Raw genomic sequence first — 14,180 nt, forward strand, 5'->3', positions numbered from 1 at the left:
TATGAGTGTAGGTCGCAACTGACTCATTAAAGTTGATATGCATCAAGATTTCTGTCTGGGTGTGATTTTTGATATGTTTACTTTTTCATTACATGATCGGGATCAAAATGGCTATTGTTAATAGTGGACAAATTGTCCAACTATCTCTTTTTGAGCATTTAAGATTTACTGATTGGCAAACTTAAAATCCTTATCTATCCGTTTTATGGCTGTTTTTTAAAAGTAGCAGCCACAGACTGCAAGCTTACGTCGAGGAACCAACTGATGAAGGCCAAAAAACTGTCGCAACTGCCATTTGTGATGCTCATGTTGCTTATTTGTGGTTTGGGACAGGCAGAAACGCTGCAGTCCCCATTGGCGCTGGCGTTAAGCCGTGATGATGGTACTCAAGTCAGCCTCAATGACTACAAGGGTAAGGTGATTTATTTGGACTTCTGGGCCTCGTGGTGTGCGCCATGTCGCAAATCGTTCCCCTGGATGCAGCAGATGCATCACAAATACCGAGAGACGGACCTCGCCATAATCGCGGTGAATCTGGACACTGACTCCCAATTAGGTAGAGAGTTTCTCCAGCAACTGGATGCCGACTTTGATGTGCTTTATGACCCTGAAGGGCGACTGGCGCGCAGACTGGATTTACAGGGGATGCCCTCAAGTTTTCTATTTGACCGGGATGGAAAACTGCTCGGTAGCCATGTTGGTTTTTTCACCGAGCGACAAAGCCAGTATGAGGCTGAACTCAAGCGTGCGTTAAAGGAGTAACAGATGCGTAGGATGCGTTTATTGGGCTTATCGCTTATTGCCACTCTTGGGTTGACAGCTTGTGCTCAACTCGGGGTTGAACCTTGGGAGAGGGATCAGTTGGCGAGAGAGGATATGTCGCTGGCACACGAAAGGCTGGACTTGGCGCTGGACGATCATATCTACTTCAGTAAAGAGGGAGCCAGTGGCGGCCGCGCATTCGCCGGAGGAGGCTGCGGATGCAATTGAAGCGGCAAAATGGTGAAACCAATATTGCCGCAGCGCTGACACTGGCCAGCAGCTCACTGCTTGCCAGTGGTGCGGCGTATGCCGCAGACAATAACCTCAGCTTCCCGGATAAAAGTGCTGACAAGGCTACCGATTGGCAGTTGGAAGCCGCGTTGATGTTTTACGGCGAGCAGGACAGGGTGACGACTCTTGAAGGGGTACTGCTGGCCAAAGGCGAATTTGATGATAGCAGCGGCCTGGATATCAAATTGGTGTTCGACAGCCTGAGCGGCGCATCAGCCACGGGCGCCGTAATGCAGCAACAGAGCCAAACTCTGACCCGGCCTTCCGGTAACGGCGAATATCAGATAGCCGCCGGTGAGCAGGTGTTGGATGACAGCTTTGATGATAAGCGGCTGCAACTGAGTGCCGATTGGTACAAGCTCTTCGAAAATAGCTGGCAGCTGGCCGGCGGCGTTTATGGCTCACGGGAATATGATTACACTTCGCTCGGCGTCAATGGCGCGCTGGAGCATAGCTTCAACAAGAACAACAGTACCGCATCCCTGGCGTTGGCTTATGGCCTGGATACCATAGATGCGGTCGGCGGCCGACCTTTGCCGCTTGCAACCATGGCAAGAAGAGTGGACTACGACTCGGAAACGGCCTTCAGACAAGCCTTTGAGGCCAGTAGAGAAGGCGGCTCGGATCATAAGCAAACCCTGGATCTGCTGCTGGGTTTTACCCAGGTGCTCAACCGTCGCTGGCTACTGCAGGGCAACTATGGTTTTTCCCTGGTTAAGGGGTACCAGACTGACCCCTACAAGGTGCTGAGCCTGGTGGACAATCTGGGTGTCACCCAGAGTTACCTTTATGAATCCAGGCCGGACTCACGGCAAAAGCAGAGCCTGTTTTTGCTGCTCAAGGGAGCGCTCGATAGGGGCGTGCTGGACCTTTCCTGGCGCTACACTTTTGATGATTGGCAGCTGGATTCCCATACGCTGGAAAGTCACTTCAGGCACTATTTCTCTGATGGCTTTTATGGCCAATTGCATCTGCGCTATTACCGCCAGAGTGCGGCATCCTTTTATCGGCCCTTGTTGCTCCAGAATGAGGGCTCAATCTCCGGCTATTCAGCTGAATTCGCCAGCGCAGACCACCGCCTTGGTGAGCTGCAAGCCTATACTGTCGGAGTTAAGCTCGGGCATAAGCTCGGCGAGGGTCGCGAGCTCAGCTACCGCCTGGAATATTATCAGCAGCAGAGTGAAAACAACGGCACCTTATTGCCCGGTGAGCTTGGCAATATGCAGCTGTTTCCAAGGCTCAGGGCGGTGATTGCCCAGCTCAGCTACCGCTTTTAATCAACAGAAAGTAGAGGGAAGCAGCCTTTGACCAAGAGTCACTCCTCAGCGCCAGAGATGAGCCTTAGCCGTACCGACTTTGGTTTCCGTGGTCGTTTTCGCGCCATGGCCAGCCCCTGCGAGCTGCTTATTGCAAGCGGTGACGAGCGTTTGGCGCTCAGCCTCACTCAAGTCGCTATCAAGGAATGCCAAAGGCTTGAGCAGAAGTACAGCCGTTTTTTAGAAGGCAACTGGCTATGGCGGCTCAATCATTCAGCCGGAGCGCCTTTTATGCTGGACAGCGAGGCGGCGGCGTTGCTGCAGTTTGCCAAACGCTGCTGGCAACTGAGTGAGGGCTTATTTGATATCACCGCCGGCCCACTGCTCGCGCTCTGGTGTTTTGAAAAGGGAAATAGGTCAGAAACTTCGTTGCCGAGCTCGACTGATATCAAAAATGCCTTGTCCCGGGTGGGCTTTCAACACCTCAAGTTCAGTCCCCATTTTGACGACAAGGTCGAAGACAAAAGCGTCCCAGAAATAACAGAGCCACCCTGGATCATGCTGCCAGAGGCCATGGCGTTGGACTTCGGCGGCCTGGTAAAAGAATATGCCGCCGATAGGGTTGCCGGGCTGTGTATGACCCGGGCCGCAACCACCGAGGTGCTGGTCAATCTCGGTGGCGATATCGCCGTCAGTGGTAACAGATGTTGGCAGGTGGGGATTGAAGACCCTGCCAATCTTGACCGGGCAGCTGAACTGATATCGCTCAACATGGGTGCATTGGCCACCAGTGGTGACAGTCGCCGCTTTATTGAACATCAGGGGCGCCGCTATGGCCATATCCTGGATCCCCGCAGCGGTTACCCTGTGCAGGGCGCGCCCCGTAGTGTGACGGTTCAGGCCGCGAGCTGCATCACGGCAGGCATGTTGGCGACCCTCGCCATATTAAAGGGCGCGGCGGCAGAAGATTTTCTCAAGGCGCAGCAGCTGGAGTACAGCGTCATCAGATAACCGCTTCAATGAGGCGCGATTGCCGAAATCAGCAGCCTCCTCTTTGACTATTTGTAACTATGCTGCCATTTGAGATTTTCCGGGCCGCTTGATTCATGCCTTCAGCTTGACACAGGCGCGCCGCTGCTGCGAAATAGGGGCAACCTAAACCGGATGTTATACCCATGAGAATATTGCTGATAGAAGACAATGAGTTGTTGGCTCAGGGGATATTGCTTAGCCTTGCCAAGTTGGATATGCAGGTGGATCACGTCACCAGTATCAAACAAGCCGAGGCGGCTGTGATTAATGAAACCTTCAGCGCCATAGTGCTGGATTTGGGCTTGCCTGACGGTAACGGCCGCCAACTATTGACCCAATGGCGCCGCCGCGGCATAGATACCCCGACTATAGTGCTGACCGCCAACACCGACTTTGATACCAAGCTTGCCTGCTTGGATCTCGGCGCCGATGATTATCTGGCCAAACCCTTTGATGTGCGGGAGCTGGTGGCCAGAATCAAGGCGATCGTCAGGCGGCAACACGGTCTGAATCAAAACCGTTTGGAAGTGGGGGCACTGGTTATCGATATGGATGCTCATCAGGTGCTGTTTCGCGGCCATCATATTCAGGTGTCGCGGCGCGAATATCAATTACTGCTTGAACTGGCCCAGTCCAGTGGCAGGGTGCTCAGCCGTAATCAGCTTGAGCAGCTGACTTATGGTTGGGACGAGGTTGGCAGTAATTCCATCGAGGTGCATATTCATCACCTGCGTAAAAAAACCGCCAATGAGCTTATCAAGACAGTGCGCGGCATAGGTTATACCTTGGTGGCAGTAGAATGAGCCGGGTATCCCTGCGTCTGGTGATGATGGCATTGATGCTGCTTGGCATCTGTCTCTCGGTAGGCATCAGCAGTTACCTCAACACCCAGGACTCTCGCCGTCAGATAGAAGAGCTGTTCGATGCCCAGATGCTGCAAAGTGCCAAGATGCTGGAGATGTTCTATGGTGCCCAGGGGCGGGATCATCGCCTGGACATGTTGGAAAACCCACTGATCCTGAGTGTAAACCCGGGCAAGGTTAATACCTTTACTGAGCAGGCCGATGCCACTGAGCTGAGTTATGAGCTGAAACTCGCCTATCAGATGTGGACCCCGGCCAAACAACTGATGGCAAGGTCGGATAACAGCGACATTGAGCCCATGGCGCCATTTGAGCGTGGTTACCACAAGCGTTATTACCAGGGTGAGCTTTGGCATCTGCTCAGCTATTTCTCCGATGATCTTGGCGTATGGATCATTACCGGCCAAAGAGACGATGTGCGCGGTGAGCTGGTGGAGCAGATCATGGGCAACAGCTTTATCGGCCCGGCGTTGGTGGTACCTGCAGTGGCGTTGCTGATGGTGTTTCTCTCCTATTGGTTGCTGCAACCGCTTGAGAGCCTGGCGGCCCGGCTCAAACTCCGCAGCCCTGCGGATATGCGGCCGCTGGCGTTGCAACTGCCCAAAGAGTTGGTACCTGTGCAGGACGCGCTCAATACCTATATCACCCGCATCAGCGATAATCTGGCGCGGGAGCGGCGTTTCAGCGCTGATGCGGCGCATGAACTCAAAACCCCGCTGGCGGTCATTAAACTGCACCGTCAGGGCTGGCAACAGGCCAAGACTGAGGCCGAGCAGCAGCTGCACCTCAATGCCATAGACACAGGCATTGGCCAGATGACCCATATGGTAGAGCAGTTGCTGTTGCTGTCTCGGGTGGAATCCCTGTCCGAGCTGGAAGTGGCGCAAACGCCGGTGGCGGTAATGGTGCAGGAAGTGCTGGATCAACTGCTGCCGCTGATTGCCGATTACAGTTGGCAGCTGGAATTGCCGGAAGAGGTGAGTGTCAGTGTCGACCCCTTCTATATGAAACTGGTGCTGAAAAACCTGCTGGAAAATGCCTGTAAGTATTCGGGCAAAGATCAGCCAATCAAAGTCAGTTGCTGGCAAGAGGGGCGCCAAGAGAGCAAACAAGTGGTTATCCAGGTGCTGGACTCAGGACCAGGCCTACCATTGGAGCAGTGTCGGCAGTTGACTGAGCGCTTTTTCCGGATTGCCGATGAGTCAGTTCCTGGCGCGGGTCTTGGCCTGTCTATCAGTGCTCAAATTGTCGAGTTGCATAAGGGTAAGTTGAGTATTCAACCGGGCACTGAACGTGGCTTGGATGTGCGGATCATTTTGCCTGGCTAAGAGTTAGTCGAGCAAAAACAAGTAATAAGCCGAGCAGAAAGAGAAAGCCGCAGCCTCCAACGGGGCTGCGGCTCGCTTTTAAAGAAGGCAACACATCAGAACAGATAACGGTAGATTAGCTGCGCCGTACGCGGTGCGCCCAGAGTGGGGATAGGGTACTCGGCCTTGTGCCCATGTTTGAAAATAGCGCTGGTGTTGTCCTCATCAAACAGGTTATCTATCCGCAGTGTTAACTGCTGGTTTTGGCTGGCGGTCAACCACCAGTCGGCGCCTATGCCTGTCAGCAGATAGTCGCCGGCCTTGAGGCCATAATCGGTAAACTCGCCGACATAACGTCCCTGCAGATAAAGATTCAGTGAATCAGTGGCATCCCAACTGAGGCGGGCAAAGCCCATGTATTGCGGGATCCGCTCTATCTGCTGATCCTTGCCGCGCTCGCGGGCACGGTTATAACTGCCGGATAGCTCAAGTTGCCAGCCCTGTGCCGGGTTCATGATGTATTGAATATCCACCCCCTGACCCCGAACCTTGCCATCCAGGTTGGCGTACTGCCAGACATTGGTGGCGATTTCCCGTTTATCCACCAGGTTGTCGGTTTCGCGCCAGTAAGCCTCGACACTGAAAGTAAAGTTGCCTTGATAGACCAAGGTCAGATTGGTGTTGATACTCTCTTCACTCTCAAGTTCAGGGTTGCCCAGGGTACCGACCTTGGCCCAGAGCTCAGATGAAGTGGGTTGCCGAAAACCATTGCCCACGGCGGCTTTCAGTTGCCAATTTTGTCCAAGCTCCTGTTCAAGTCCCAGTGAAGCCACCCATTTATCTTCATTGTTGGCCAGGCGGTTATACCTGAGCCCCAACGCCAGCACTGTGCCGGGCAGGGCGGAAAAATGCGGCTTGTATTGCAAAAAGGCGGCCTTGGTATCGTCGGTGGGCGCTTGCAGCTCCATCACTTCATCGGCGCCATAATAGCTTTGCCACTCGATGCCGCCGAGCCAGCTGTCCCCCGAATCTGCCTGATAACGACCGCTGACCTTGGCGCCCTTGTCGGTAAAGCCCCAGTAGGCATCCCGGTAAGGGATAGTCATGCTGCCATCCGGCTCCAGGGTGATTTCAGAGTAATAGGAGTCCCAGTTTTGATAGTGAAGCCGGGTCTCCAGGCTCAGCTTATCAGTTGCCTGATATTGCCAACCGAGCCAGGCCAGTGTCTGTTTGCGCTCGTTCTCCGAGACGATGGCACTGTAGGCCAAAGGCCGCTCCAGCACGCCATCATTGTATTGGCCGAACAGGGTGATTTTGTGCTGGGCAGAAGGTTGCCAATTGAGCTTGCCGCCTATATTCATCATGCGATAACCCCGGTCTTTATCCTCTGCGGCTACCGGCGAGTACTCGTCATCTTCCCAGAATGCGTAACCGTCCGATTGACTGGAGCTGCCGCTGAGGCTGTAGCTTAGAGTATCGCTGCCGCCACTGACATAAGCGCCGAGATCATAGCTGGTGAGGGTATCGGCGCTCAAGTTGACTTCGCCACCTTGCTCGCCATGACTGTCGCGGGTGATGATGTTGACCACTCCGGCGATGGCATCCGAGCCGTAGATCAAACCCTGAGCGCCTTTGATCACCTCAATACGTTCTATCATCATGGGGTTAATGCTGTCGGTATAGGTGGAGCCATAGAGGCGGTTATTGAGGCGGTTGCCGTCCAATAGCCAGAGTATATCCACAGGGCGACTGCCCTGAAGCGAGTAGTCGGTATCGGTGTGGCGGCCATTGCGACCGTTGGCAAAGAGCCCTGGCACAAACTGGTTGAGGATTTCGTTGATGTCCACCGCACCGGCCGACACTATCATGTCGCGGCTGATAACCGTCAGGCTCTGGCCTGTATGGCTGAGGGCCAACACAGAATCATCCTGATAGCGGGTGCCGTTGACGGCGATGATCTCCATGGCTTCATCGGCCTGGCCAACCGGCACCAGCAGTGTATTGGCGGCAATAATACCAAAGGGCAACCAAGGCAGTGCCCGCTTAAAAGAGTAACTTATAAACATCTCAATAGTCCCTAAAAAGACTGAGTGAAGATTTGGCAACAGTTAACAGGGTTAACTTTCCATTGCCGCGCATTCAAAAAGGTGTGATTTGTATGAGTGCGCTAAGTTACATCGCTTATTAATACGGCGATGATTATAGAAACTCAGCCAAGGGATTTGTTGAGGCAGATCAAATTCTCAACAATGAGTATGAAAAATTTTATATTCGTAATACTCAGACCTTGCCGTCAGCGTTGCAAGATTCGGTTGCAAGTTGCTGCCATGTCAGGCTTATGGTTTAACGGGTGGAAAGGGTTGGGTTTTCAGTGTCGCTGACGTTTCTGCCGGGCATGAAGTTTTGCCCGGCGTTAGGGAAAAGTGTCTGGAGAAGGTCCAAGAGGTGAAACTAGATGATGCCCGCGCGGCTCAAACGGGCAAGGTTAACGCCTTTCAGGGCGGCGATTTGGTTGACCAGTTTATTCACCTCAGAGGCTTGCCCTTTGAGGATAATGGTTTCCAAACATCTGTGGTGATCTATATGGACATGGGTGCTGCAGAGCACATGCACCAGATGGTGGTGTTGGATCTCAATCAGTTTTTCAGTCAGGCCTCTTTGGTGATGGTCAAACACCAGAGTCAGTACGCCGACAACGTCTTCCACGCTGTTGTTCCACTGCTTATCGACTATCCTGTCGCGAAACAGATCGCGGATATACTCGGAGCGGGATTGATAGCCACGCTCGCGGCTGTCAGTTTCTATCTCTTCAAATAACGACTGGGGGAGGGAAACGGTAAAGCGTTGGGTTTCATCTGTCATGGCTGTCTCTTTGAAAAACACCTTTAATCAATAGAGCTTACACAAGCTTTGCCACAAAATGTCTTTTTCCTTCTCGGCGGGTGTGATCTGAAGCAAACTTTTTGCTTTTGGCGTTTTTTTATGCTGTTGCACCGGGGGGAATGGGAGTAGTGTTACGAAAAAATTATTCGTAATATTTGGCCGGATCCAGACCGTAATCTCCAGATCCTGATAGCCAAAAGCCCATGGTACCCGGAGTTGAAGTTGCACATAACCCGCACAGTCACCGGCTGTCTTGTATGTGAGCAAACCTTCTTGATAAAGAGACTCTAATAAAAAGGTACTTTTGAGCAAGGTCATCGCAGCTTATCCAACTTACGGTCGTGCAAATTCGGCTTGGGCCGTGTCCAGGCTGCCAGCCTTAACCTTTGTTACACCTATATGATTGAGTAACAACAAGCCGGTTTTACCGGTTTGGGTGATAACAACAAACCAAGGCTCCAGCCAATCAACAAGCGTCACTGGCAGGGTTTCACCATTTTCGGGGAGTCTCAGGTGTTGTTTTCATCTCTTTCAAGCAATTCCCAACGCAATCAAGGCAAGCCTCCTCTATGGCACGGGCAGCCATTGTCAAAGCCTGGTCGTTTACTTGGTTTGGGCGCTTTATTGTGCACTTCGCTGCTTGCTGTATTGCCTTCCTCTGTAGATGCTTCCAATAGCCCAAAGCCTTTGGTTATGGTGCTGGGCGCCGAGCCCGATGGTGGCTTTGACCCCATCCTTGGCTGGGGGCGTTACAATAATCCGCTTATTCAATCTGCCTTGCTGCGCCGCGCCGGCGGTGGTGAGTTTATCGGCGATCTCGCCAGTGATTGGACCCTGAGCCCGGACAGGCTCAAATGGACAGTGACGCTGAGGCCCAATCTGGTGTTCAGTGACGGCAGTCCGCTTAATGCAGAGGATGTCGCCTTTACCTTTGAGCTCGCCAGAAAAGGGGCCGGCATGCAGGACTTGTCCAATCTTGCCTGGGTGGAGCAAAAGTCTGAACTGCAAGTCGAATTCACCCTCAAGCAGGCAGATATTGGCTTTATCGATACCTTGGCAGAGTTGGCGATAGTGCCAAGCGACAGTTACGGCCCGGATTATGGTCAGCATCCCATAGGCTCGGGGCCCTATAAAATGCGCCGCTGGGATAAGGGGCAGCAGTTGATCCTGGAAGCCAACCCCAAATATCAGAGTGCCGATCCCGACAACCCATTGCTGAAAAAGCCCTTTTTCGACAAATTGGTCATCGTCTTTGCCGACGAAGACAGCCGCTTTGCCATGCTCAGAACCGGACAGTTGCAACTCTCGGCACTGGCACCCAGATATGCCGATGCCCTGATGGAGCAGGGCAATTATCGCCTGTGGTCACAAACCAGCGTCGATAACCGCGGCATTGCCTGGCCGATGCGAGCAGAAGATAACCCTGTCACCAGTGAATTGGCGGTGCGCCAAGCCTTCGATATGGTGATCGACCGCCAGCAACTTGTCGATGGCTTGCTGGGAGGGTATGCAAGACCTGCCTGGTCAATTGCCGATGACTTGCCATGGGGCGGCGCGGTTCCAGGTTGGGCCGACTGGGACTTGAAACAGCGTTTACTCAAAGCGTCTGAACTCTTGGCCAATGCCGGTTGGTTACCGGGAGCAGACGGCATTCGCGAAAAGAATGGGCGACGGCTGACATTCCCGCTCTACTATCTGGCCGGTGACAGCATACGTGAGCAGTTGGCGCTGACCAGTGCCCAGATGGCCAGAATGGCCGGGTTCGAGGTGGAGCCCAAGGCGGACAGCTGGGAAAACATCTATCGAGTGATGCATCAGGCGCCGGTACTCTTTGGCTTTGGTAGCCTTTCTGCCAATGAGATGGCGCTTATCTACGACAGTCGCAATGCCGGCAAAGGCTATTTCAATTCAGGCTACTATCAAAACCCGCTGGTCGATAAGGCGCTGGAAAAGGCTCGCGAGGCAGATTCTGTTGATAGCGCAATTGCATTCTGGCAGCAGGCGCAGCAGCAGATAAGCCAGGATGTGCCCTGGAGCTGGTTGGTGAATCTGCAGCATCTGTATGCCGCCAATCCGTGTTTGTACCTTGGGCAGCCCTTGGTTGAGCCCCATGGCCATGGCTGGCCGATCACCAATAATATCAACCAGTGGCGCTGGCAATGTCCGTGAAATCACCAGCGTCAGCCTGCAAGCCGATAGCGCCTCAAAAGTGGTCGTCAGTCTGCTGTTGTGGCGCCTTACTGCGTTCAATACGGCTTGCGCTGCTGTTACTGTTTGCTTGTTTGTTGGCGTTTGTGCTCTTGTCATTATCGCCGCTCGATCCCTTAATCCACTACCTTGGCGGTAACCTGCTGGCGGTATCCGATGCCCAGCGCACCCAGATGATCCGCGAGCTGGGGTTGGACACCGGACTCTGGCAGCAGATCACCAGCTACTTTTCCGCGCTGCTGAGTGGCGATATGGGCCAGAGCCTGGTGTTTCGCCAGAGCGTTTCCGAGGTGATTGCCGAGCGCTTGCCGCTGTCCCTGCTGTTGATGGCGCTTTCCTGGGGATTGGCTCTGCTGCTCGGTTATGGCTTGGGGCTGCTGTGTGCAATCACCGAAGGGAGTCTCTGCGATCGCTGGCTGAGACGCTTTGCCTGGCTGCTTTCGAGCATTCCGTCATTTTGGTTGGCGATGATCATGATAAGCCTGTTCTCTGTCACTCTGGCCTGGACGCCAGTGTGCTGCGCTGCGCCGCTTGGGCTGAGTTTTACCGAGCAGAGCCTTGGCAGCATGTTGTTGCATCTTGCTTTGCCGTTGACTGTCCTGACGCTGAGCCAGCTATCGCCCTTGGTGCTGCACACCCGGGAAAAGGTACTGGATCTCTACCACAGCGAATATGTGGGATATGCCCAAAGTCACGGCAAAGGTCGTCTTGCGATATTCAAGAAGCATATCTTTGCCAATAGTTTGAAACCTGCGATTGTGCTGCACTTTGCTTCTTTTGCCGAGCTTTTCGGCGGATCTATTCTCGCCGAAACCGTGTTCAACTTCCCCGGACTCGGTAGTGCTTTGGTCAAGGCCGGACTCGGCAACGATGCGCCCTTGCTGATGGGGATCACCCTGTTTTCGGCGCTGTTTGTGTTTTGCGGTAACCTGGCCGCCGAGCTTATCAGCGCCAGATTGCAGCGCGGCAGGCTCAGTGGGGGGTCGACTCATGCCGCTGGGGTGCAGGCATGATGGGCGGTTTAACGCTCTATTTGAAAACCCTTCAGGTAAAGGATGGCCGCCGCGTCGCCATCTGGATTTGGCCGGTTTGCGGACTTCTGTTGCTGACGGCACTCTGCGTGCTATTTGGCAACCATGCCAGTGAGCTTAACCTGCTGGCCAAGAGTCAGGGGCCATCCTGGGCTCATCCCATGGGAACGGATTGGCTTGGGCGTGATATGGCCGAACGCAGCGGCGCGGCCATGCTCAAAAGTCTGTGGATAGGCGCGCTGGCGGTATTGCTCAGTAGCTCGCTGGCACTGCTGCTGGCCTTGCTGGCGCAAACCGGATCCAGATGGCGCCAGGCTGTATTGCTCGGTTGCGATCTCTGTATGTCGCTGCCACATCTGTTGCTGCTTATCTTACTGGCGTTGGCCTTTGGCGGCCAGGAATATGGGGTGATAGCGGCCCTGGCTTTGAGCCACTGGCCGAGACTGACCCGTTTACTCTTGTTGGAAATGGATGAAATCCTGGCTCAGCCCTATGTCAGTTTGGCTCTGGGTTTCGGCGGCTCCAGGTTCAGCACCCGCATGCGCCACTTATGGCCTCACATTATGCCACAGTGGCTGATTGGCGGGCTCAACTTGTTTCCGCATGCCTTGCTCCATGTCGCGGCGCTGAGCTTTCTTGGCTTTGGCCTCGACAGCAACGCGCCCTCCATGGGCGAACTGCTGGCTGAGGCCAATCGCTATCTGTTGCTTGGCCAATGGTGGCTGGCGCTGTTCCCCGGGCTCTTGTTGCTGAGCTTTATTCTGCTGCTGTCTAAGCTTGCCGAAAATCTGATCCAGTTTGCCAGAAACGGTGTGGCTGCGCCTAAGTTACCGGGCACCAATGCCATGGAGTCCAAAAGTGATTTATTTTCCTCAAACCATGTTAACCCCGCCGCCGCTATTCATACCCAAGTGACAGATTTAACCCTGAAGGATAGCAATGGCAGAACCTTGCTGGATGGGCTCAATATTGAGGTGGTTCCAGGACAGGTTACCGCAGTGCTGGGGGAGAGCGGTGCCGGTAAGAGCTTGCTGGCGCTGGCTATCATGGGCAGTTTGCCAAAGGGGATAGTCATGCAATGCTCTGGCTTGATGCGGCCACAGAAGACGGCGCTTTGCGCTCAAAGCACCCAGGTACTGGACGCCAACATTAAGATAAGCGAATTGCTCGACTGGTACTGTGATGATGCCATGCGTCCTTATCGACAGGCTCTGTACGGTGAGCTGGGTATCACAGCTGAGATCCTGGCGGCTTATCCTCCCATGCTCTCCGGCGGTATGGCCCGGCGGGTGTTGCTGGCGCAGGCCCTGCTGCAGGCGCCGGATCTACTGCTGGCCGATGAGCCTTGTTGCGGCCTGGATGAGCTTGCTGCCACCGAGCTTTACGCCTTGCTCAATGACGTTGCCAGTGGCGCCTTGCAGCTACGACTGGGTTTAGACGCCGGCCCCAAGGCGGTGCTGGTTATCAGTCATAACCTCAGGGCCGTGCTGGCCTTGGATGCCGGGCTGTATCTGCTGCGCCGCGGCCGGCTCGCCGAGGTGACGGATAGTGCCAGTCTGCGGGTGAGTCTTGCCGGGCATAAGTTGGGAGATAAGTGTGAGCGCGAAGGCTGCTACAGCCAAACCTTGCTGGCGGCATTGCCGGAAAACTGGCCTGCCGGCAGCTGTCGCTTGGCTGATGCTGAATCTACTGGCGAGCCCAAGAGTCAACTCAATAGCCAACTCTATAACCAAGCTGCTAGTCAAGCCGCTAGTCAACAAAAGTCTCATGGTGACAGCCTGGAGAGTTTCAGCAACTCGCCTTGTCGGAGGCGCGCATGAGTCTAAATTCTTTGCAAACAAAACCGGCTCAATCCGGCTCTGCTTTGGAGCTTGAAAGCGCACCTTTGCCTTCTGCATCCTTATCGCCGCTGCTTTCACTCAGTGATGGCTTGGCTTACCGGGGCAGTAAGGTGATTGAGCTGCCTGAGATAGCCATTAATCGCGCCGAAATTCTCGGGATCTGGGGTGACAGTGGCTGCGGCAAGTCTACCATGGCGGCGATACTCACAGGCTTGATGCCGCTTGCGGCGGGAAAGCTTGAATGCTGTCGGCAGCTCAGGCAGGTTCGCGGTCGCCCTTCACCCATTCAGTGGGTTATCCAGCAGCCGGAGCAGGCGTTCAACCCCAGATTGACCCTGGCGCAATCCTTGAATGAGAGTTGGCAGGGGCGTGATTATGCTCATCTCTTGCCCATGCTCGGCGTGGCCGAGTCTGAACTCAGACGCTGGTTGGCATCTCGCCCCGGCGGCCTTTCCGGCGGTGAGCTGCAAAGGCTCAATATTTTAAGGGCACTGGTGCCGGAAACCAGGCTGCTTATCTGTGATGAAATCACGGCCCAGCTCGATATGGTGAGTCAGCAAAGGCTTTGGCAGCAACTATTGCAGATAGCCCATGATAGGCAATTGACCTTGCTGGTGATCTCTCACGACAAACCTTTGCTCGGCGCGGTTTGCGACAGAGTGCAGCCCTTTAAGCCGGCGTAAAAATCTGCAGCCGAACTGATATT

13 protein-coding genes are annotated in these 14,180 nt (G+C 54.2%); 10 read left to right on the top strand and 3 right to left on the bottom strand.

Annotation, left to right across the window (positions count from 1 at the left end; translation table 11 throughout):
• Positions 1-264: 264 nt before the first annotated feature.
• The 6 genes from HCX89_RS09705 (at position 265) to HCX89_RS09730 (ending at position 5,532) form a co-directional block, all read left to right on the top strand.
• Positions 265-762 carry a TlpA disulfide reductase family protein gene (locus HCX89_RS09705; RefSeq protein ID WP_243882715.1) on the top strand — a complete coding sequence of 166 codons (498 nt, stop codon included), beginning with the start codon at positions 265-267 and terminating at the stop codon, positions 760-762.
• A gap of 3 nt (positions 763-765) precedes the next feature.
• Complete coding sequence (locus HCX89_RS09710) at positions 766-990, top strand: DUF4266 domain-containing protein (protein ID WP_037436894.1); 225 nt, start codon at positions 766-768, stop codon at positions 988-990.
• On the top strand, positions 981-2,330 hold the full coding sequence (locus tag HCX89_RS09715; protein ID WP_167715849.1) for a DUF3570 domain-containing protein: 1,350 nt from the start codon (positions 981-983) through the stop codon (positions 2,328-2,330). Before HCX89_RS09710 ends, HCX89_RS09715 begins: the two co-directional genes overlap by 10 nt.
• Positions 2,331-2,387: 57 nt before the next feature.
• A complete protein-coding gene (locus HCX89_RS09720) occupies positions 2,388-3,320 on the top strand; it encodes an FAD:protein FMN transferase (RefSeq protein ID WP_254428379.1) in 933 nt (310 codons plus the stop codon).
• A gap of 164 nt (positions 3,321-3,484) precedes the next feature.
• Positions 3,485-4,144: a response regulator gene (locus HCX89_RS09725; RefSeq protein ID WP_025887320.1), complete on the top strand. Its 660-nt coding sequence runs from the start codon at positions 3,485-3,487 to the stop codon at positions 4,142-4,144.
• A complete protein-coding gene (locus tag HCX89_RS09730) occupies positions 4,141-5,532 on the top strand; it encodes an ATP-binding protein (RefSeq protein ID WP_071238197.1) in 1,392 nt (463 codons plus the stop codon). Before HCX89_RS09725 ends, HCX89_RS09730 begins: the two co-directional genes overlap by 4 nt.
• A gap of 95 nt (positions 5,533-5,627) precedes the next feature.
• Here HCX89_RS09730 and HCX89_RS09735 read toward each other — a convergent pair whose 3' ends face one another.
• The 3 genes from HCX89_RS09735 to HCX89_RS09745 form a co-directional block, all read right to left on the bottom strand.
• Positions 5,628-7,577, bottom strand: a complete 1,950-nt coding sequence (locus tag HCX89_RS09735; RefSeq protein WP_167715852.1) for a TonB-dependent siderophore receptor — start codon at positions 7,575-7,577, stop codon at positions 5,628-5,630.
• Between the two features lie 385 nt (positions 7,578-7,962).
• Positions 7,963-8,373: a nickel-responsive transcriptional regulator NikR gene (gene nikR / locus HCX89_RS09740; RefSeq protein ID WP_025010297.1), complete on the bottom strand. Its 411-nt coding sequence runs from the start codon at positions 8,371-8,373 to the stop codon at positions 7,963-7,965.
• A gap of 27 nt (positions 8,374-8,400) precedes the next feature.
• Positions 8,401-8,712, bottom strand: a complete 312-nt coding sequence (locus HCX89_RS09745; protein WP_025010298.1) for a hypothetical protein — start codon at positions 8,710-8,712, stop codon at positions 8,401-8,403.
• Positions 8,713-9,018: 306 nt separating this feature from the next.
• Between HCX89_RS09745 and HCX89_RS09750 the strand changes: the two genes are divergently transcribed.
• The 4 genes from HCX89_RS09750 to HCX89_RS09765 are packed head-to-tail and all read left to right on the top strand — an operon-like array spanning position 9,019 to position 14,157.
• On the top strand, positions 9,019-10,563 hold the full coding sequence (locus HCX89_RS09750) for an ABC transporter substrate-binding protein (protein ID WP_238336453.1): 1,545 nt from the start codon (positions 9,019-9,021) through the stop codon (positions 10,561-10,563).
• Positions 10,554-11,615: an ABC transporter permease gene (locus HCX89_RS09755; protein ID WP_146507669.1), complete on the top strand. Its 1,062-nt coding sequence runs from the start codon at positions 10,554-10,556 to the stop codon at positions 11,613-11,615. The genes HCX89_RS09750 and HCX89_RS09755 overlap by 10 nt, the downstream gene beginning before the upstream one ends.
• A complete protein-coding gene (locus HCX89_RS09760) occupies positions 11,612-13,453 on the top strand; it encodes an ATP-binding cassette domain-containing protein (protein WP_096141931.1) in 1,842 nt (613 codons plus the stop codon). The genes HCX89_RS09755 and HCX89_RS09760 overlap by 4 nt, the downstream gene beginning before the upstream one ends.
• A complete protein-coding gene (locus tag HCX89_RS09765) occupies positions 13,450-14,157 on the top strand; it encodes an ATP-binding cassette domain-containing protein (protein ID WP_236574409.1) in 708 nt (235 codons plus the stop codon). Before HCX89_RS09760 ends, HCX89_RS09765 begins: the two co-directional genes overlap by 4 nt.
• Positions 14,158-14,180 lie beyond the last annotated feature (23 nt).

Source organism: Shewanella sp. Iso12 (assembly GCF_012030025.1).
Classification (GTDB): domain Bacteria; phylum Pseudomonadota; class Gammaproteobacteria; order Enterobacterales; family Shewanellaceae; genus Shewanella; species Shewanella algae.